We start from the raw sequence: 20598 nt of genomic DNA on the forward strand, positions 1-20598 counted from the left end.
TATTTCCCTTTTGATTATTAGGTATCAATTCTTTTCGTTAATTTGTTTGTGTATGTAACACACTCATTCTTGAGGCAACTATTTCAACGATTCGATCCCCTACCTCTGATGTAGTTGATGCCCCTCCTAAATCAGGTGTTAAATATTTGTTTTCAGTTAATAGTTCTTCAATCGCATTAAGAATTAACTTACCATACTTTTCATATCCGAGATAATCAAGCATTTGGCTTGCTGACCAAATTGCAGCGAGCGGATTGGAAATCTGTCTACCTGATATGTCTGGTGCTGAGCCATGAATTGGTTCAAACATTGACGGATATTCTCTCTCAGGATTGATGTTTGCTCCAGCTGCAAGACCCAAACCTCCAGCGATGGCTGCACCTAAGTCAGTTAAAATATCACCAAATAAATTAGAGGTCACGACTACTTCAAACCGTTTCGGGTCTTTGATCATAAGCATTGCAGCTGCATCAACAAGATATGAGTATGTTTTTACTGAAGGATACTCTTTACTCACTTCTTCAAATACTTGATCCCAAAATACCATTGAGTAATTTAAAGCATTTGCCTTACTAATACTTGTTACTGTTTTCCCTTGTTTTAGGGCTACTTCAAACGCATAGCGAATGATCCGCTCTGTACCTTTTCGAGAAAAGACACTATTTTGTATAACTACTTCATGTTCTTTTCCTTTATACAGCCAATCACCTGCTCCTGCATATTCACCTTCCGTATTCTCTCGGATAAATAACATATTTATATCATCGGTTTCTATATTGTTAAGAGGACACGGTGCCCCTTTTAATAGCGTTACAGGTCGTATATTCACATATTGATCGAAGCTTTTACGAATTTTTAATAACAAATCCCATAATGAGATATGATCTGGTACACCAGGAAATCCGACCGCTCCTAAATAGATTGCTTCAAATTCCTTTAATCGGTCAATTCCATCATCGTCCATCATTTTTCCAAATTGAGTGTAGTATTCACATCCCCAAGGAAATGATGTAAATTCTAACGTAAAAGAAGCATCGAGACTTGCTATTTTATTTAAAACTTTCATTCCTTCATTTATCACTTCTGGACCTATACCGTCCCCTGGAATAACCGCTATTTTATGTTTTTTCATATCAGTTCCCCTACTTTAGTTTTGATTCCAAACAATTAGCTTCAATTCAGTCATTTCTTCTACTGCAAACTTTATTCCTTCTCTTCCCGTTCCACTTTCCTTTACACCACCATATGGCATATTATCAACTCGAAAAGTTGGAATATCATTAATGATGACCGCTCCTACATGCAGTTCATTTGAGGCAAGTAATGCATTCGACACACTATCCGTATAGATTCCAGCCTGTAAACCATAGCGCGAATTGTTTACATGAGAGATCGCTTCTTGAATTGATTTCACTTTGGTAACCGTTACAATTGGAGCGAAAACTTCCTGACATGAAACTTTTAAGCTAGATGTACAATCCGCAATGATTGTAGGTTCCAAAATATTTCCTTGCGCTTTACCACCTGTAAGGATATTTGCATTGCTCTGTTTTGCTTCTTCAATCCAGTCTAACGCCCGATCTAGTTCATCAGGTGAAATTAATGAAGAAAGATAAGTTTCATCGTCAAAAGGATTACCAAGTTTTAGTTTTTTCGTTGCTTCTACGAATTTGTTCGTAAATTCCTCATAAATCTCTTCATGAACAAATACTCTCTGTAAGGAAATACATACTTGACCTTGATTTGAAAAGGCCCCCATTACACAACGATCAATAACATTATCAACATTCGTATTTTTATCAATTATTACAGCTGCATTTGATCCGAGCTCAAGTGTTGTTTTCTTTAATTTCGCCTTATTTCTAATGTTAATTCCCACACTCGTACTTCCAGTAAATGTAACCATATTTACTCGCTCATCTTCAACAATCGTATCCCCAACTGTACGACCCGGACCTGTCACAACATTTAAGATCCCGTCCGGTAAGCCAGCTTGCTTGAATAATTTAGCGATAAATAATGCCGAAAGTGGCGTTTGAGATGCCGGTTTTAAAACGACCGTATTTCCAGACGCAATAGCTGGACCTACTTTATGTGCTACTAGATTCATAGGAAAATTAAATGGGGTAATCGCTCCAATTACACCGATTGGATTTCTTACTGTATAGCCTACTCTTCCTACACCACCAGAGGCAGCGTCGAACGGAATTGTTTCTCCATGAATTCGTTTTGCTTCCTCCGCTGCAAATTTATATGTTTCTATTGTTCTTGTTACTTCTCCCCTTGAAAACATTATTGGTTTTGCAGTTTCCTTTGTAATGATTTCAGCAGCCTCATTAAAATTTTCTTTTAATAACAAAACGACATTTTCAAGAATTTGTGCCCTCTCAAATGCTGGCATTCTAGCAAACTCATCTTTTGCCTGATATGCTACTTCGATTGCCTGTTCTGTTTGTTCTTTTGTAGCAACAGCAATCTCTGAAATAACTTCTCTTGTAAATGGAGAATACAAATTTGAATACTCAGTTGTTTGTACTTCTTCACCATTAATAAATAAATATTCTTTCATTGGACTTACTTTGTTCATCATCATTTACGCCTCCAGTGCTTTTAAGACAGTCTCATGGAACTGTACAATTGCTTGCTCTGAAGAAGAATAATAGCCTTTATTAAATGCTCGTGAGCGGAATCCAACTTGCTCTAATTCAACTAACTCAACATCTTCATTTCGTACTATTTCAGCAAATTCAACTAAGTCTTTTTCTTCCTGTGTTAAGTTTTCATCTCTAAAGTAGTAAGTGTAAATTCCAAGTGTTGTCTCATGATCGACCGGGACCATTTGGATCGTAGCAATGTTTCCTGGTCCTGGATAAATAGTCATCATTAAATTCGGCCATAACCAATAGAATGTACCACCTTGCATTTCTACTTCATTAAAATCTAATGAACCCATTTTCTTATTTGCTTTCACAACAGAACCTTGAACAGAATAATTCTGACATGTAATAATTTGATAGTCTTTCATATCTAAAGTAGCCACAAAGCTAGGATGTGCTATATGGCAATGATCACATTCTAAATAATTATCAATAAATGCTTTCCAGTTTGCTTTAATAACTCTAGATTTACTGCTCGTTCTTTTTAACTCACTTAAAAATGAGAACTTACTTAGCTTTTCAAAAAAATCTCCATACGTCTCGATTAATGACGTAGCATGATCATCTAAATTAACAAAAATGAATGATTCAGCAATTTCCATCCTCACAGATCGTAAACAAGCATTTGATACACAAGCCAAATCCTCACCTTTAAAGTTAGGTGCTTTATTTAACTTACCATCTAAATGAAACGTCCATCCGTGGTAAGCACATTGTAAAATTTTCTTATTTCCACTTTCATTTTTCTCTAGCTTAGTTGCTCGATGCGGACAAACATTATAAAATGCTCGAATAACCCCGTCCTTATCACGTGTTACAATAATCGGTTCACCAGCTACTTCAGCTGTAAAAAAATCCCCTATATTTTCTAATTGGCTAACATGCCCAACTAACTGCCAAGTCTTTGAAAAAATTTTCTCTTGCTCTTCCATCAAAACCTTCGGATCAGTGTATAAATCATAAGTCAAAGTTCTCTCAAAAATTTCAGTCGTTCCATTTTGTACCTTGTTAAAAGTCATTAGTAAATTCCCCTCTCATTTCCCTATTTCTTTCCCCTGTACCATTTATATTGCAATAACCATGCCAAAACTAAAGAACCCCAACAAATCAACATTTACTGATTCAAAACGACTCAAATGAATAAAATAAACGAATCGAAAACAACTCGATTGAGTTGCTTTCGATTCGTTTATTTAGGTTGAAGGTTTTAGCTTTTAATCTGGTAAACTTTCTTTAAAAATGGCTCTTTTAAGTTAAAACGTTGTTTTTTGAACTAAAAAAAAGGTTATCTAATTAGACAACCTTTGGAACTCTTATGCAACTAAAGCATCAGCTAGTTGAATTACATATTCATAATCCATGCAATTTTATCGTAAAGGATTTTTGCTACAAAAATGAATTGGTCTATCTGGTACACGATGAAATCTTTATACATTGCACGAATGCTACAAGTCTACTGTCAGCATTAAGATCATCAATTGGAAGCGATAATATTCAACTTAAATTTGAATCAACTTTATTTTGAATTAGCCTAAAAAGTTCGAGTAACACTAAATTTAAAAATAGCCATGTTGCTCCGAACGTGTACCCTGCCAATACATCACTTGGCAGACGAATTGAAAAATATACGTTAGCTATACCCATCAAAAATAATAGTAATAAAAAAATGAAGGGCAGAAAAATACGGAGGCTTTGAAGATTAGTTTTGGTCAAATGACGAACTAAAATGAAAACAAAAAAACCGTAAACCAAAACTGACATAAATGACTGCTCATTCGGAAATCCAAGATTCAACAATGAACCTAAACTTGGCTTTAAATAGTGAAAAATACTAATTAAAATCTTTTTAAGTAACACTCCTCCAATAATAGTAGATAAACAAATTAAACTTTCTAACAATAAATCTCGTCTATTAAAAAAAAGTACACTGAAAGTTACGAATGAAATGACTAATAAAAACAATGGGTTTTGGAGGAAGAGTAACCCGTTCATCACCGTTTTCCAATCTTCATTAAATAATGTACGTATTAAATATCTACTAACCTCATTTAATTCATTTAGCTCATTATTTAAATATTCCTCAATTAATGCTAGTGTAGAAATAAACATTAACAAAAAAACTGCAAAGAGACAGAATATAAAAATTTCCATTCTTCTAAACGTAGTAAAAAATCTTGACAGGGATGAAATATAACGATAAATAAATGATTTAATAAACAATTTGTATCTTCTAGTTAAAAATATTATCAAAATAAATATTATGAGAGACGTTATTCCAATTCCTAAATACTTACTAGCGGAATGATGAAACTTGTCCCACTCTGGACCTAAAATTTTCCCAAGGGTAACGAATGTCACTCCCCATAAAAATGCACCAATATACGCATTACGAGCAAATGTTAAATATGGCAATTTAGAAATACCAGAAAAATATCCAGTAAAATGCCTAACACCTGGGATAAAAAAAGCTAATATCAGTAATTTATTGCCATGATGATCAAACCACTTTGCAGTCTTTTGATATTTTCCTGGTCCAAAATGAATATACTTTCCAAACTTTTGAATAAGACGATAACCAAATTTATTACCTATTAAATAAGATAAACTAATACCTATTATAGCCCCTAATACTGCTAACAATATGGATAAAAAATAATTCATTTTGCCTTGAAATACTAAATATCCTGAATAACTCATGGTAAGTTCTCCAGATATAGGTAATGCTAATAGTTCAAGAAGATTTACTAAGAATATCAATAGGTAGCTATGTTTACCTATTAATGTAATAAGAAGTAAAGCCATTTTAATACTCCTTTCTTCAAATTTTTTAATAGATTTAAATAATCAAGTTTAGCTTTTAAACAAAGTTGATTAAATTGCATTAAAAATTGATCTTTTTGGTTTATTCATTAAAAAAGTTTAACCAAATCTGTATTGTAAAACTTAAATGTTTAATTTATGCTAAACATATTTCATCTTAAATATTCTGATCCAAATCAAAGAATATACAAAAATCTCATAAGGAGCTCTTGCTAAACAAATGAAAGAAAAGCCTAAAAAAATCAGAAAAACAAAAAGAAAGTCTCTTAAAATATTACTGTCGCTAGTTATAATTCTTATAGCATTTATTGGATATAAGGGAATAAAAGCATACTTTAAATTACAAAATGCTACTCAGGGTGAAGTTATTCACTCAAGTATGCGTAATCAAGAATTAAAAGATACTCAACCGTTTTCCATTTTGTTTCTAGGAATTGAAAACTATTCAACAAAAGGTCAAGGTGGTAGAACGGATACCATCATTTTAGCGACTGTTAATCCAAAAGATAAAACTGTAGAAAAAATGAGTATTCCTCGTGATACTTACGTGGAAATTCCAGATCAAAATAAAAAATCTAAAATTAATGGTGCATATAACAGTGGTCTTCAATCATCAGTAAATACTGTAGAAAACTTTTTACATGTCCCAATTGATTACTATGTTACTGTAGACTTTGGTGGTTTTAAAAATATTGTTGATGAAGTTGGTGGAATTAATGTTGATGTTCCATTTGATTTTTGGCAATATACCGATACTAAACCACGTTATAAGGTTTACTTCAAAAAAGGAAATCAACATCTGAATGGTACAGAAGCTTTAGCCTATGCTCGAATGAGAAAGCGCGATCCCCGTGGTGATTTTGGACGTGAAGAACGTCAACAACAAGCCATGCTGGCAATTATCGATAAAATAAAGTCACCCGAAACTTTATTTAAAATAGATAAATATGCAAGCGTATTTAGTAAAAATGTCAAAACAAATATGAGCTTGTCTGAAGGATTATTTTTATTCAATGATATGAAAGAAACTAATTCTAAAAACATAACGACATTAAAATTGGATGGAAAAGACGATTATATTGACAGGATTTACTATTATATGCCTGATCAAACTAGCGTAAATGCTATAACAAGTAGTTTGAGAAATCATCTTGAGCTTGATAAATCACAAGCTAATTCTAATTCAAAATAAGTGCACATTTCATATATTTACTTATTTACCTCTTTTCTTTTTTTAATTAGTTTAAATTTTGATACATTCAACTTCTAGAAGCATAAATATGTGAATCCAGAATCAAATAGAGCTATAAAAGGAATATCACACTTGGCTCTGTTAAATTCTTGCTTTTTAAGTAAAAGAAAATGACCACAAAAATTTTTGTGGTCATTTTCTTATGTAACTAAACCATGCTTTAGTTGTATAACATCCATTTATTTGAATCTTCTACAAATCCACCAATATAGACCAAAAAATATAACAGAAAGCGGAATCGCTAATAAACCAAAAATTTTTGATTGTTTATTAGATACTTTAAATTCGTTAATCGCATCATTAAATGATAAATAAGTAGTATTGTTTGACTTAATTGCCAAAACTGTATTTTCACCTGTGTGTTTATATACCCATAGAGTAATATGTTGACCCGACTTAACATCTTTAATAAAGTTTTTTCTCTGTAATTGATTTTCACTTAAATATAGAACATCATAATTCGAACCATCATTTAAATATATTGAATCCACATCTTTATCACATAAGGCTTTTTGGTACCAATCAAAAACACCATTCACTACCAATAAGTTATTCTGCTGTGGCAATTTCTCATTACTTATATAAATAAAAAAAGACCACCTAGGAGAGTTAAAGTTCCTAATGCTATTAGGATCTTTTTAATATGCTTCATTGAAATATCTAAAACTTTCATTTCAAAACCTTCTTCTATTTATGCCTTATACAACTATCATAATGTGTTAGTTGAAGAAACCTCTACAAAAGTTTCACCATTTCAAAATGTTTCACAGTTGGAAAGGGGTCGTAAAAATGATGAAGTTGCTTTTTCCAATCTTGGTATTCACTAGATTGTCTAAAACCAATTGTATGATCCTAAGCGACAATCTCATTATTATATAGGTCTAATATAGAAGATAAATAGATTTTTTTCCCGTTAAAAAGTAAGTAGGTAATATCTGTTACCCATTTTTCATTTGGACGTTTGGCTGAAAATTCTCTATTTAAATAGTTTCTTGAAAGGACAAACTTTTCTTTGCGTCCAAAATGTTTCCATTTCTTTTTTAGTATCTTAGCTTGTATCTTATTTGATCTCATCAAACGATATATTTTCTTATGATTCACTTTTAGTCCATACACTTTACTCAGCCAAGTTTTAACTCTTGGATAGCCATAACTCCAATTAATATCTGGATCTTGTTGGCATTCAATAATTTTTTTCACTATTAATTGATCTACTAAATCTTTTTTAGTAGGGCTACTCTGACGTGTTAACCATTTGTAGCACCCACTCTTTGAAGCACCTGCTATCTTACATAAAATAACAACTGAAAATTGATTCTTAAGCTCATGAATTATACTGTATTCTAATGATTTTTCTTTTCCTGTATCATCCTCCTTTTCGCAGCTAAGAGCTTTTTTAAATAAGCGTTCTCTGCTTCTAATCGGTTGATCTTTTCAGCATCATTTTCATCGTCTCTTTTGGCTTTCCTTCTAAATAAAATGTCTGATTTTCCTCTTTTTTCATCTAATCCTTGGATTCCTTCTCTTTTGTAATGAGTTATCTTTGAATGGTCGTATATCCTATATCTAGTTCTTTAGCTATTGTTCTAATCCCCATATTCTTTTCAAAATACAAATCAATAGCTTTCAACTTAGTTTCTTTAGAATAAGTTTTTTAATTTTCCCCATAAAAAAATCCCCTCCATAATAGACATTACGATCCTTTTTTTGGACTGTCTATTATAAGGGGATAATAACAATAGGAAAGATCCTTTTTTTGCTGCTTCTTCAACTAACGCACCCTAAATGAGAAATTAAGTTTTTTCATTAATAGAAAAAGACTTATAAGTATTTATCACTAATCACTTTCATATGGTGTAACTCGTGCCCGGCAATGCCATATGCAATGATACCTATCGAAACTGGCTTGTTCATTACAGTTCCATTACGATCCCACGCTGCATCATCAATGGTTGAAATAAGGCTTAACGTGTTGGAGCGTACCGTGTCTAAACCGGCTAGTAGCTGCTCCCAGGATAGTTTGTTGAAGTTTGCCGCAGAAACATATTGATCCTGATCCATTGCTGGGAGTGGTGCACTTTCATTTCGTGCAATGGCAAGCATTCGATACGACATCACACGTTCCGAGTCGGTCATATGCCCAATCACTTCTTTTAAAGTCCATTTCCCTGGTGCGTACGCCTTCCTTGATGACTCCTCTGATACGCTACTTAAGAGGGTAATAGTCTTAGTTCGTTGCTTACTAAGTATTTCTTTAATATCTCCATTTGGCACAAGACTAACATACCTAGCATTCTCTGGATTTTCAATAGATAATGGTCGTGGACGCACAAGAATCCTCCTCATCGGAATAGTTAATTATGGTTCTAGGCTAATATTCGACTGTCAAGAGGATAGTTCCTTTATTTGATATTTAAGTTCATTGCCGCAAAATAATTACATATTAAACAACTTTATTATCTCTGTACAACTGATTTATGCAGTTAACATAATACAGTTAATATGGATTAATTCACTTTTTATTCCACTAAACTGACATTTAGTTACACAAGGAAATCAATAATCTACTTTAACAGAGACTTAAAAATAAAAAACCCGTAATCATTTACGAGTTTTTGCATTTAATGACTTTGAATAAACGATAGGCGCATTATTCTTATTAACCAACTCAATAACACCAATCTCCTGTATTTTACCAACAATCGGATCATTTCGATCTAAACAGTAATTATATGCTTCAGATAACTTTTCCGGTGTCAAACGGTTTGCTAGAGTACAATGCGGTACCCAGCTACCAGGTAAGTACATGGACTTTGGATTATCATTAAATTGTTTAAACTGAGCGTGAAAATTCTCATGAAACTCTATCAAATCTTTTGTAACAATTGGTGAATAATAAAATATCCCAGTATTTAAAAATGATCCAATTGAATTAAGAGTAATATTTATTTCCAACTCATTCTCGTACAGTTTATCCATCTGTTCGGTGAACTTTGATAAATTTAATTGGTTATAGCTAGCCAAAGTAATATGGGGTTTACGATCTATTACTTCATCGGCATAGAAAGAAATCGAACTTTCTCTTAACTCTGACCATATATCTCTAATCATTTTTTCAGTTTTTTCATCAAATAGTGCTACAACTCCGTACATTAGTTTCTTCCTCTTTCCAAACTTATATTAGGTCCATATGCATTACAAAAAGCTCACCTTTTTCCCCCATTACCCTTACGCCTTTATCAACAAATCCACTTTTTAAGTAAACATGCTGCGCAGCGATATTTTTATGATTTACACCTAAAATGATTTCAGTTTTTTCAGGAAAATGTGCTTTTACAAAATCAGGCAATAATTCTAAAGACTGTTTCGCAATCCCTTTCCCTTGAAAATTAGAGTCAATTGAATAAGCCCTAAGTAAAATAGCATCTGCGTTATCGCTATATTGCTGAACCCCTTCCCAACCATGCAATACAAAAAAACCAGTTACTTCGTTATTACTTACTATTACGATAGCATGACGTTCTTCCTCTAATTTACATATTTCTAAATTATCGATCGGTAATCCAGTAAACTTTAAGTGCTCATCCGTTAAATAATAGTTCTTTAACTGCTCATCAAATCTTGAATCGTAAAACTCCAAAGAAATAGCTGTAGTTGGCGATAAAGAATTAGTCATGAAAAAATCCCCCAATAAAAATAGAATTATAAGAATAGTACAATAATTACAAACGAATATCCATTAATAATTATTCAAACTTCATTAAGTATTTATCGAGGATTCAACTACTCTATGTATACTTTTATAAATAAAAAACCACCTCTACGTGGTTTTTCCTTAGAAGTTTTCCTTAAATACTATCTAAATATTTACTCAAATTGCTCTGGATATTTTTGCTGAAAGAATGTTAATAAATCGCCTTTTTTAAGTATTAAATGCAAACAAATTTGCTGGCTAATTGCTGATTTTAAAACAAGCTTATTGCAAAACTGACATTTTTCTTTTTCAATAAATGCATGTTTAATAGACAAAGGAAATAAAGTTTCTTGTTTTCCAGCTAATAAAATATAACCTTGATGATTAATTGAGAAGCTTACTTTAAAGCCATCGTACCCTCCAAGCCTACTAATTTTCACGTTTTGAAAATCTAATTCTTGAATAATCATGCAAAATAGCACCTCCGTTTTCAACAAAATATATGATGAAATGCTATTTTTATGTCTAATTATTCTTAAATATTTTCATAAAAAAATAAAAACTACCTAAAAAGTAGTTTTTTATCTCGTTTTCACTATGAAATTTATTATTCACTATAGTCGACGATTGTCTAATACAAATTTAAAATTGCTCAGAATACTTTTCTTGGAAATAAGCTAACAACTCTTTTCTTCTATTAAATAAAGTAGGACAAACCTGTTGACTAATATTCGATGGAAAAACTAATTTACCGCAAAGCTGACATGTCTCTCTTTCACTAAAAACGTGAATTAAATTCAAAGGAAATAAGATCTTTGTTTTACCAACTAAAAGCACATAGTTTTGATGATTGATCGAAAATCTAATTTTATAGCCCTTGTAATCAGTATGCTTTGAAATATGTAGATTTTGAAAATCAAATTCAAGCTTTGTCAATTTGGCTAGCACCTCCAAAATTAAGATCAGATAGTGAGTAAACTTTTAATTTCTATTTCCTATATTTTATTATTGTTTTTTCGTAAAGAGTATAAATGAAACTATTATTTTTTTATATATCATCGAAAATGATTTAATAATTCTAGAATTTGCATTTCAGCTCTTACAATTTTATAAAAAAAAGAGCACCAAAAAGCTTTAACTTCTAGGTACCCTCATCATTTAATTCTGTTCAACAATATCTTTTAATTCAGACCAACATGTAATGCGAGGAATATCTAACCCTCGATTATATGATGTGTCTTTTAAATATACTTTTAAAGTTAATTCAGAAAGTGTATTCAAAATTGCTGGTTTATCATCAAAATAGTAATCTAAATCTAATTCTTTTATAATGTGAATTTTTTCAGAGTCTTTCATGCCGCAATAAAAGCGATCTTGATGAACTGGAAATCCATTTTTTATTAACCATTCTTTTGTTCGGTCGCCGTATTCTTTATTTCTAGCAGTCACATAATAAATTTCATGGCCTTGTTTTTCTAATTCTTGTAATGTTTCTACCGCATAAGGAAAAGGAGGACAAGTAGTAAAGTAGGTTTCTTCTAAATTACTGTTCCACATTTGGCCACCTTCTTCTGCCGTTAAGCCAAAAGCCTCATGAATTTCAACTGTCTTTAGTTCATTGTAAACTTCTATCGGAACATTTTTATTTAATTTTTTATTATAAATTTGAAAAGCATGCTGTCTTAAATCAATTAAAGTATCATCAATATCGAATCCAAATCTCATTTTAATAGTCCTTCCTCATGCTATTGTAAATTTTGGATAACCAACGAATTTATAATCAGGACCAATTTTTGTTATTTGAAGGTCATTCAGTTCGATAGCTTGTCCCATCATATCAATTCCTGTACCTTCTAAAAATGTAGGTGCATTTTTTCCACCTATTAACTTAGGAGCTAAGTAGACGATCACTTTATCAACTAGTTTCTCATTCATAAAAGAAGCATTCACTTCTCCGCCACCTTCAACTAACAATGAAGAAATTGAAAGTTCCCCTAGAGTTCTTAGCATTTCGTGTAAATCAACTCGATTTAAATCATTCGTAACAAATACTTTTACACCTAAGTTTTCTAATTCTATTTTTTTCTGTTCAGAATGCTTTTGACTTGTGAAAATCCATGTTTCAGCTTGTTGATCGATTACAACTTTTGAATCTAATGGAATTTTTAAAGTTGAATCTAGTATCACTCGAACTGGGTTACGTCCGTTTGGAATTCTAGTAGTTAATTCTGGATTATCTTTTATTACGGTATTAACTCCGACTAAAATCGCACCAATTTCATTTCTTAATTGATGAACATCATTTCGAGCTTCTGCGGAAGTAATCCATTTGCTATCAGATGAATGAGTAGCAATCTTCCCGTCTAAAGTAGATGCAGATTTCATTACGACAAAAGGAATATTTTCAACGATATATTTATTAAATACTTCATTCATTTTAATCGATTGCTCTTCACAAACACCGGTAATGACTTCAATTCCTGCATCTTGAAGTATTTTTATTCCTCTTCCTGCTACTAAAGGATTTGGATCAAGTGTAGCAACTACAACCTTTTTTAAGCCTGCTTTCACAATTGCTTCTGCACAAGGACCAGTTCGTCCATGATGAGAGCAAGGCTCAAGCGTTACATAAATCGTTCCACCTATTGCTTTTTCTCCTGCCATTCTAAGTGCATGAATTTCAGCATGTGGTTCCCCAGCTTTTAAGTGTGTTCCAATTCCAACGATTCGATTATCGTTTACGATAACAGAACCAACTAATGGGTTCGGATCAGTCTGACCTTTCGTCGCCATTGCATTTTGAATCGCTAGGTTCATATAAAATTCATGATTACTCATGCAAACGTCCTCCCTTAAAATGACCCGAACGAACAATTTTAGTTTCTAAGTATTTTTCATTATACTTTGATTTGTCTCCCCATAATTGAATTCTTCCAGACACATTAGCTCCAGATCTTTGAAGAGCATCCAATTTACGAGGGTTATTTGTAATTAAAGTAACCGGTTTTGAGCGAAGCGTTTTTAATACTCGAATCGCATCCTCATAGTTTCTTGCATCATCCACAAATCCTAGCTCTTCATTCGCTTCAACCGTATCAAATCCTTGCTCTTGAAGAACATATGCCATCGCTTTGCTAAATAAACCGATTCCTCTTCCTTCATGATTTGCTAAGTAAAATAAAGCTCCTGATTCTTTTGAAGAAATCATTTTCATCGCTTCTTTTAATTGGAATCCGCAGTCACAACGTTTGCTTCCAAAAATATCACCAGTGTGGCAAATACTATGCATTCGAATTAAAGCTTCCTCTGAATTTTCAAAATCACCATATACTAGTACACTTGATTGTTGCATTTCTGCTAAGTTTGAAGAAGCTAATTTACTAATAATTTTTTCCGTGTTGTATGATCCATCACTACAAAAATCACCTTCTATATCTTCACATCGAAGCCAACTATACCATTGGAAAGGAACAGTTTCCCCATCTAAATTTACTGGCAGTTTAATCGGTCCAACTAAATAGATTGATTTATCGTTATTTTTTATTACATTAATTTTCTCTTTTAATAATGAAACTACTTTTTCGTTAATCATGTTAAGTTTCCTCCAAATTCAATACATCATTTACTAGCTTTTTTTAAAATCCACTCAAATCATCAAATTATATTATAAAGTTACATCAAAATTATGTTTAAATGAACTTTCTTGTAATAGCTGTTGTTCTTGTAAGCTTTCAACTTCTTTTCGTCTAGCATTTTCAAATTTCTTCAAATTAAATGTACTAATATCTTTATTTTGCACTGCTTCTATTATAATTCCCGCCAAAGTATCTGCATCTTTCATAGCGATATTAACACCAAGTGCAGCAGTAGGGCTCATCGTATGTGCAGCGTCTCCCATAATGATCAGTCCATCTTTAACCCAAGTTTTACTTCGGCTACTTTGAACATTTAATAATACAAAATCGCTCCAGGAATTTATATTTTTCTCAACTGTTTCAGTCAGTTCAGGAAAAGCCTCGACTAGCTGTTTTACAAATGGTTTGAAAGAATTTTTTCTTAACTTAGTAAAAGAGCCTTCTTCAATATTCCATCCAATTTGAATATAACCTCCCGCTTGAGTAAATAAAGCTAGCTGTTGGTTATTAATTAATGTTAGTCTAACCGTCGGGTCCCAACTAACAGGCCTAGGGACTTTTGCCCAAAGTAAATCATATCCATGTTTAATAATGTCCGTTGGTATATTGGCTAATTTGCGGATTGTAGAATATCGTCCGTCTGCACCTATTATAATTGAACTATTAATCGTTATTTCAGTATCATTCATAATTGCTTTTACACCAATATAGCGTCCATTTTGATCTTCTATTAATTTTGATACACGTGTACCCATTAAAAGCTGAAAGTTGTCATATTTTTTTGCTTCTTTTAAAATAACATTAAGCAAATGATTTTGTGGAACATGAATGCCAACATGTTCGGAATCTGGTGGCGGAAAAACACTTTTAATTAGTTTGTTCTCGCTCCAATATTCAACACGATCCATAAGTAGTAGACCGTATTCTTTTACCTTTTCATATAGACGATGTTTTTTTAAGATTTGTTCGCCTTCAGAATTTAAATGTTCACCTCTAAATTCCTTATCAATTCCATTATGTCGTTCCACTAAAACTGTTGAAATATTATTTTTTGCAAGCAAATATGCTAATAGGGCTCCACCTGGTCCAGCACCTACAATACATACTTCTGTATTCACATTCATGATATTGCCCCTATTATTTATTTTCGTAAAAAAATATTTAGTTACTTTATGTAAGTAAGTTTAATTTAGTAAATAACTTACGTCAAGTAATAAATTTATGTATGGTAAGCTTGTTATTCATACTATTTTCGTTATAATATGGTTATAGGTGAGGTGGTTTTATATGGATTTTTCTTTATTATGCCCTCGGTTTGAAAAAAGCGTAGAATTAATTAGTAAACGCTGGGCAATTCTAATAATTTTTCAACTTCTTTCTGGAACACAACGATTTTGTACAATCGAATCAACATTACCAATTAGCGGGCGCGTCCTTTCGGAAAGACTAAAAGATTTAGAACAAGCAGGAATTGTAAAGCGACATGTTTATCCTGAAACTCCAGTTCGAATCGAATACTCTTTAACAGAAAAAGGATTTGCTTTAGAGCCGGTTATTAAGGAATTAATGAAATGGTCTCAAGATTGGATATCGATCGATTAATAAATTTTTTGCTTCGCCTTAAAGTTATTTTTTAGAATTCAATTGCACATAAAAGGGATGTCTCAGTTAGGTTTCTAACTTGTGGACATCCCTTTTTGATATTGAAAAATACGAACACTGCGTGAACTTTGTTGATAAAGTTGTGAACTCCGTTGATATATGACTGATTCTCGTTGATATATAGCTCATTTTCGTTGATAAATCAATGAAACTCGTTGATAAGCTCCTAAATAGGGTTCAGATTCGTACATATCTAGCGCTCTTTTCAGAGAAATCACTGAAACTTGATTTTAAACTCCTAAATAGGGTCCAGAATCGCGAATACCAAACGAAATTTTCACTCTTTTCACGCAAAAAACCACAAGGAAGCAAACTATTCCTTGTGGATTTTCCTCAGTACTTAATTATTGAATGCCTAATTCACTCTTAATCGTATCAATTGTTTGACCTTTATATTTCTTCGCTGGTTTTGGTGCATTGTCTACAGCTGGGTTTTGCATTAGGTAGTTCTTTTCTACGAATGCAAAGTCTTTTGCATCGACTGTTCCGTCGAAGTTTATATCAGCTGAGCGTTTGTTTGTTCCCCAGTATGTTTCAATTGCAAGAGCGTCGTTAATGTCGATTACATTGTCTTTATTGATATCCCCAGCAACAGCATCGTCTACAGTTTCCACACCAATTCGCTTATAAATACCGTACATATTGCCATCCATTATATTGTAAACTCGGTCAAATTTACCGTAAGTATTAAAGTGACCAGGAATATCTGTGATGACTGTAAATTTTTCTTTCGTAAGCGGTAAGCCAGAAATATAGAATTGTCCAATGCTATCCATTGTACCTGTGTAAGTTTTTCCATTGCTATCGACAATCGTTACATTTGCCCCAATTTTCGTAAAGTCTGTTTTCTTCAGAGTTCCATCTGCATTTTCGAAGCTTTCAGGATGAATATAGCTAATTACACTTGAGAAATTTGACAATGGAACGATTGGTACAATATAGGTAATTGGTTTCGTCACTGTATTGTCAACGCTTGTAAATGTAGATGTTACCGTTCTAAAGCTAGAAGTTGAAATAACATCCTTCGTTACTGGTATTTTCACCGTAACGTCAACCATCGGAAGGTCACCTGAAACTTCTTGAGAACCATCGAATGTTACATTAACGTCAGATTTAACAGTCGTACTAGTTGGATTTGTTGTTGTAACATTTAATTTCCCACCAAGTTTCTCAGCTGCAGGATTTAATGCGATATTGACGATATTTGTATCAGCATTATTCGTCGTAAAACTATATAGCGCTTGTTTTAGTTTGTTTACATTATTAGCAGTAAGTGTAATTTTGTTTGACTCACCAGGATGTGTAATTAATTTGTTTAATCTTGTTTGAGTATTTGGTTGACCGTATACGTATTGAGTTCCTTCTTTAACAAAGTAGTATTGCTTATCACCATATGAATTTGACGCTTGATCTCCTCCGATGAATCGAAGTGAAGATGCTGCAATACTCGGTACCATTTCAATTTCATCTTTGGCTGAATTTCCATTTTCGTCTAATGTAAGTTTTCCACCCATGAAAGGACTATTATAGAAGTAACCAATTATGTTCGTAGACTGATCTGCTTTAACACCCGCTGCTTTCAAGATATCAACTGATTTATCATTAATTGTAGCAGAATATGGAACTGACTTTTGATCTTCTTTATACTCAATAAATGGATTGCCTTCTTTTTCGCCATCTACATGTATATCAAATTTATTTGGCATTGTAGTATCAACTAATAAATCTTGTGTGATTGTGTAGTCTTTACCTGCATCATCATAGCCAATTAATTTTACTTTGTATAAGCCTTCTTTTGCTAAAACCGCTTTTGAAGCAATTGGATTATTCACATCATTTGTAAAAGGATAATAAACCCCTTGTCCAGCCAAAATTGTGTATTGCACACCTTCGTCATAATTAACACCATCAAATGAATTCATTAATCCTAAATCTTGACCTGTCACCGCATCAGTTAATACTACGTCAATATATCTCATATGCGACTTTAAGGAGAATGTAGCATTTATATACGGATTAAATATTGGACTACTTAAATTATTGCGGTCTGTTGTCATAGTATGACGAGTAAGACCCATGTCTTGGAATCCTTTTTCTACATAATGGACACCAAATGGTACTCGATATGTTTCAGAAGGATTATCTTTATTTGTATAAACTACATATCCTTCATAAATTCCTTTTTCAGCTGTTTTAGGAATATTTATCGTAATATTTGTTTTCTTTTGGCTTATTCCTTTTAATGTAACTGAAGCTGGTGCTTGGACAGTTACGCCGTTTGCCGCTGCATCTTTTGAACCGCGTAGATTTGATTGGAAATTAACTTTCACATTAAACGTTTTCGTTTTTTCTCCTCTGTTCATTAATGTAACAGAACGTGAATTTGATAAGTCATTACCAACATAAGCTACGTTACCGAAACTTAGTGCACCAGTATCTTCATTAATTTGTTTTTCTTTTCCATTAATAATCATAGGTGTTTTTTCTTGTACTTTTATTTCAATCGTTGAATGGATAGCATTGTATGGATCAATTCGTCCTGCACCTTGTTCAAACACGCTATACGATTTGCTTAATGAATCAGCAGAATTCATTAAAATCGTTTTTATATCTTCTGGTTGTAAGCTATGGTTGGCTTGTTTTAATAATGCTACAACCCCTGTTGTAAATGGTGTAGCCATTGACGTTCCTGACATACGTTGATACGCATTTTTATAATCAGTTGGATTATCTGGATTGTTAATAAATCCTGGAACCGTTGATAACACACTTACACCTGGAGCAGTAATCTCTGGTTTAATGTCATAAGTTAATCTTGCAGGTCCTCTTGAACTGAAGTCTGCTAATGTATCGCCTTGTGTTTTTACTTCACTCATATCAGAGATTGTAAAGTTAGCTGAGCCTGTTTGTAGTTGTTGTTTTAATGCAAGTCCTTCAGCATTTGATAAACTGAATGTTGGGATGAAATTTACTCCTTCTCCTAAGTAACTTGGAATAAATCCTTCAGTCGGATTATCATTGTACATTAGTACTGCAGCTGCTCCTTGAGACTTAGCTACAGCAACTTTAGAATCTAACGTATAAGTACCTCGGCTCATTAGGACAATTTTGCCTTTAACATCTTTCCCAGTATAATTTTCTCCTAAATTTACATCTACTACCGGTAAAGTTTGCCCTTTTAGTTTTGTAATGTCATCACCATATCCACTTGCCATTAATTGTAAATTTGCTGATACATTATCCATTGAACCTTTTGCAGACATTGTTGTGATTGGAACATCACTTGCACCAACAGTTAACGCTAAAGCTGCAGTTCCTGGTGATCCTAATGTATACATCTTATTACCAGCGTTACCAGCTGCAACTACTGCAGTTACGCCATTAAGTACTGCGTTATTAATCGCAATGCTTTCTGCAAGTAATGGGTCATTATAATTTGCACCTAGTGAAAGGTTCATAACATCCATACCGTCAGCAACTGCTTGGTCAATTCCTGCAATGATATTTTCAGTCGAACCACTTCCACCCGGTCCTAATACACGATACACATAAAGATCAGCATCAGGTGCAATACCAGTTGTCGCATATTCACTTTCATTTTTCCCTTGACCTACAATTGTTCCAGATACGTGCGTTCCATGTTCTGTTACGTAACTTGCTGCACCTGTAGTTCCACCTGGTTTACCAGCCTTCACCCAATCATCCATCGTTGTTTCCATCGGATCATTGTCATTATCTACGAAATCATATCCGCCTTTAAACGCTGCTTTAATATCAGGATGATTGTAGTCAACACCTGTATCAAGAACAGCTACCTTTACATCTTTACCTGTATAACCTTCTTGATGTAATTTATCAATCTTAAGATAAGTACGCTCGTCAGCCATTCCTTTTCCAGTTGAAGTAGATGTAGCTTCCTTTCCTTCAACAGGTAGCTCTGACTTTACAGTTGCATCACTATAGATTGCTTGTACAGCTGTTGATTTCAGTAATTCCGTTAGTTTATTTGCAGGTACTTCTAACGCAACACCGTTAAACGCATGTTTATATTCATGTTTAATTTTATATGCACCGTCGGATTTTGTTTTAAATAAAGAACGTAAGTCTGATTTAAATGTGACGTGATCTTCATCAGCATTTTCTTTCGCTTTATCATCGGATAGAGCTTGTCCTTTTAAAGCTGCTTCCAATACAGCGATTTTTTGAGGCTTTTGTTTAAATGAAACAATGACAGAAACTGGTTCTACACTATCTAAGCTCACATCTGAATCTATAAATAATCCAGATTGATCAGTAGTAGAAAGCTTTTGTAAAGCTTGTCGTTGCTGTGAAGTTAATTTAGCTAAAATTGATTCTGCAGTCGAAGCATTTTCTGCTTTCGTATCATTAGACACATACCCTAATGAACCTAATACAAAACTCGACGATAAAACTGCAACAGAAAGACTTTTTGCTAGTTTACTATTACCCATTCTTTTTGACATACTCTTCCCCCAATTATTCTAGTTATCAAAATAAAGTTTTTAATGTATGAGGAAATATGAATCTAAAATACTGCCATTTTATATTCGATTATCGCTCTTCATTAAACCTTTCCTTTGTAATTAGATTATCTAGAATATTCAAATAATTGACAATCGGGTTATTAGATACCAATTAAATCAATACTTTTACAATATCCAACCATTTATTCGACATTTTTCTACTAAAAGCATCACGAAAATTGGGCACTTTATTATCTTTTTAAAACTTTATTGAATGGTTAGATTGAAAAAGGTATAAATTTTTTCTCATTTTTATAATGAGAAGAGCTTGAAATCCCCCTCCCCGGAGTAGTAAGAGGCAATCTCCTAAACTAACGAAGAAAATCCACAAGTG

General features: G+C 33.0%; 18 protein-coding genes and 1 pseudogene. 2 read left to right on the top strand and 17 right to left on the bottom strand.

What is annotated here, in order from left to right; translation table 11 throughout:
- Positions 1 to 37 precede the first annotated feature (37 nt).
- From ACFCYN_RS15795 to ACFCYN_RS15810, 4 genes are all read right to left on the bottom strand, one after another.
- Positions 38 to 1132, bottom strand: a complete 1095-nt coding sequence (locus tag ACFCYN_RS15795) for a tartrate dehydrogenase (protein WP_172445823.1) — start codon at positions 1130 to 1132, stop codon at positions 38 to 40.
- A gap of 15 nt (positions 1133 to 1147) precedes the next feature.
- Entirely contained in the window at positions 1148 to 2590 is a 1443-nt protein-coding gene (locus tag ACFCYN_RS15800; protein ID WP_375950296.1) for an aldehyde dehydrogenase family protein, read from the bottom strand.
- A gap of 3 nt (positions 2591 to 2593) precedes the next feature.
- Entirely contained in the window at positions 2594 to 3676 is a 1083-nt protein-coding gene (locus tag ACFCYN_RS15805; protein WP_172445824.1) for an aromatic ring-hydroxylating oxygenase subunit alpha, read from the bottom strand.
- 475 nt (positions 3677 to 4151) lie between these two features.
- Positions 4152 to 5459: a VTT domain-containing protein gene (locus ACFCYN_RS15810; RefSeq protein WP_172445825.1), complete on the bottom strand. Its 1308-nt coding sequence runs from the start codon at positions 5457 to 5459 to the stop codon at positions 4152 to 4154.
- Positions 5460 to 5697: 238 nt separating this feature from the next.
- On the opposite strand from ACFCYN_RS15810, the gene ACFCYN_RS15815 reads away from it, so the two are divergent.
- Positions 5698 to 6669, top strand: coding sequence for an LCP family protein (locus ACFCYN_RS15815; RefSeq protein WP_172445826.1), 972 nt, complete (start codon positions 5698 to 5700; stop codon positions 6667 to 6669).
- A gap of 239 nt (positions 6670 to 6908) precedes the next feature.
- Here ACFCYN_RS15815 and ACFCYN_RS15820 read toward each other — a convergent pair whose 3' ends face one another.
- The 12 genes and pseudogenes from ACFCYN_RS15820 to ACFCYN_RS15875 all read right to left on the bottom strand — a co-directional run bounded on the left by ACFCYN_RS15820 (position 6909) and on the right by ACFCYN_RS15875 (position 15182).
- The gene (locus ACFCYN_RS15820) at positions 6909 to 7274 is read right to left on the bottom strand and encodes a hypothetical protein (protein ID WP_172445827.1); all 366 of its coding nucleotides are present in this window, start codon (positions 7272 to 7274) and stop codon (positions 6909 to 6911) included.
- A gap of 190 nt (positions 7275 to 7464) precedes the next feature.
- Positions 7465 to 7581: pseudogene (locus ACFCYN_RS15825) on the bottom strand (antibiotic biosynthesis monooxygenase); the annotation flags it as partial.
- Positions 7582 to 7929 carry an IS3 family transposase gene (locus ACFCYN_RS15830; protein WP_172445828.1) on the bottom strand — a complete coding sequence of 116 codons (348 nt, stop codon included), beginning with the start codon at positions 7927 to 7929 and terminating at the stop codon, positions 7582 to 7584.
- A gap of 621 nt (positions 7930 to 8550) precedes the next feature.
- Complete coding sequence (locus tag ACFCYN_RS15835; protein ID WP_172445829.1) at positions 8551 to 9060, bottom strand: DinB family protein; 510 nt, start codon at positions 9058 to 9060, stop codon at positions 8551 to 8553.
- A 270-nt stretch (positions 9061 to 9330) separates the two neighbouring features.
- Complete coding sequence (locus tag ACFCYN_RS15840; protein ID WP_172445830.1) at positions 9331 to 9882, bottom strand: 2'-5' RNA ligase family protein; 552 nt, start codon at positions 9880 to 9882, stop codon at positions 9331 to 9333.
- Positions 9883 to 9904: 22 nt separating this feature from the next.
- A complete protein-coding gene (locus tag ACFCYN_RS15845; RefSeq protein ID WP_172445831.1) occupies positions 9905 to 10405 on the bottom strand; it encodes a GNAT family N-acetyltransferase in 501 nt (166 codons plus the stop codon).
- Positions 10406 to 10596: 191 nt separating this feature from the next.
- Entirely contained in the window at positions 10597 to 10893 is a 297-nt protein-coding gene (locus ACFCYN_RS15850) for a hypothetical protein (RefSeq protein WP_098171541.1), read from the bottom strand.
- A gap of 172 nt (positions 10894 to 11065) precedes the next feature.
- The gene (locus ACFCYN_RS15855) at positions 11066 to 11359 is read right to left on the bottom strand and encodes a hypothetical protein (RefSeq protein ID WP_098117016.1); all 294 of its coding nucleotides are present in this window, start codon (positions 11357 to 11359) and stop codon (positions 11066 to 11068) included.
- Between the two features lie 222 nt (positions 11360 to 11581).
- Entirely contained in the window at positions 11582 to 12148 is a 567-nt protein-coding gene (locus ACFCYN_RS15860) for a 5' nucleotidase, NT5C type (protein ID WP_098117015.1), read from the bottom strand.
- Between the two features lie 15 nt (positions 12149 to 12163).
- A complete protein-coding gene (ribD, locus tag ACFCYN_RS15865; RefSeq protein WP_375950301.1) occupies positions 12164 to 13261 on the bottom strand; it encodes a bifunctional diaminohydroxyphosphoribosylaminopyrimidine deaminase/5-amino-6-(5-phosphoribosylamino)uracil reductase RibD in 1098 nt (365 codons plus the stop codon).
- Positions 13254 to 14015 (bottom strand): GTP cyclohydrolase II, encoded by a 762-nt coding sequence (locus ACFCYN_RS15870; RefSeq protein ID WP_375950303.1) that lies wholly within the window; start codon positions 14013 to 14015, stop codon positions 13254 to 13256. The genes ribD and ACFCYN_RS15870 overlap by 8 nt, the downstream gene beginning before the upstream one ends.
- A 72-nt stretch (positions 14016 to 14087) precedes the next feature.
- Positions 14088 to 15182 (bottom strand): FAD-dependent monooxygenase, encoded by a 1095-nt coding sequence (locus ACFCYN_RS15875; RefSeq protein ID WP_375950305.1) that lies wholly within the window; start codon positions 15180 to 15182, stop codon positions 14088 to 14090.
- A 163-nt stretch (positions 15183 to 15345) separates the two neighbouring features.
- On the opposite strand from ACFCYN_RS15875, the gene ACFCYN_RS15880 reads away from it, so the two are divergent.
- On the top strand, positions 15346 to 15660 hold the full coding sequence (locus tag ACFCYN_RS15880; protein ID WP_172445835.1) for a winged helix-turn-helix transcriptional regulator: 315 nt from the start codon (positions 15346 to 15348) through the stop codon (positions 15658 to 15660).
- A gap of 404 nt (positions 15661 to 16064) precedes the next feature.
- Here the strand turns inward: ACFCYN_RS15880 and ACFCYN_RS15885 are convergent, their stop codons facing one another.
- Entirely contained in the window at positions 16065 to 20204 is a 4140-nt protein-coding gene (locus ACFCYN_RS15885) for a S8 family serine peptidase (protein WP_375950307.1), read from the bottom strand.
- Between the last annotated feature and the right edge of the window lie 394 nt (positions 20205 to 20598).

Origin of the sequence: Gottfriedia sp. NPDC056225 (assembly GCF_042267765.1) — a bacterium.
Lineage (GTDB): Bacteria > Bacillota > Bacilli > Bacillales > Bacillaceae_G > Gottfriedia.

Coding starts and splice junctions, on each gene's coding strand:
- ACFCYN_RS15795 (WP_172445823.1), bottom strand. CDS start 1,132: ATGAAAAAACATAAAATAGCGGTTATTCCAGGGGACGGTATAGGTCCA.
- ACFCYN_RS15800 (WP_375950296.1), bottom strand. CDS start 2,590: ATGATGAACAAAGTAAGTCCAATGAAAGAATATTTATTTATTAATGGT.
- ACFCYN_RS15805 (WP_172445824.1), bottom strand. CDS start 3,676: ATGACTTTTAACAAGGTACAAAATGGAACGACTGAAATTTTTGAGAGA.
- ACFCYN_RS15810 (WP_172445825.1), bottom strand. CDS start 5,459: ATGGCTTTACTTCTTATTACATTAATAGGTAAACATAGCTACCTATTG.
- ACFCYN_RS15815 (WP_172445826.1), top strand. CDS start 5,698: ATGAAAGAAAAGCCTAAAAAAATCAGAAAAACAAAAAGAAAGTCTCTT.
- ACFCYN_RS15840 (WP_172445830.1), bottom strand. CDS start 9,882: ATGTACGGAGTTGTAGCACTATTTGATGAAAAAACTGAAAAAATGATT.
- ACFCYN_RS15845 (WP_172445831.1), bottom strand. CDS start 10,405: ATGACTAATTCTTTATCGCCAACTACAGCTATTTCTTTGGAGTTTTAC.
- ACFCYN_RS15850 (WP_098171541.1), bottom strand. CDS start 10,893: ATGATTATTCAAGAATTAGATTTTCAAAACGTGAAAATTAGTAGGCTT.
- ACFCYN_RS15860 (WP_098117015.1), bottom strand. CDS start 12,148: ATGAGATTTGGATTCGATATTGATGATACTTTAATTGATTTAAGACAG.
- ribD (WP_375950301.1), bottom strand. CDS start 13,261: ATGAGTAATCATGAATTTTATATGAACCTAGCGATTCAAAATGCAATG.
- ACFCYN_RS15870 (WP_375950303.1), bottom strand. CDS start 14,015: ATGATTAACGAAAAAGTAGTTTCATTATTAAAAGAGAAAATTAATGTA.
- ACFCYN_RS15875 (WP_375950305.1), bottom strand. CDS start 15,182: ATGAATGTGAATACAGAAGTATGTATTGTAGGTGCTGGACCAGGTGGA.
- ACFCYN_RS15880 (WP_172445835.1), top strand. CDS start 15,346: ATGGATTTTTCTTTATTATGCCCTCGGTTTGAAAAAAGCGTAGAATTA.
- ACFCYN_RS15885 (WP_375950307.1), bottom strand. CDS start 20,204: ATGTCAAAAAGAATGGGTAATAGTAAACTAGCAAAAAGTCTTTCTGTT.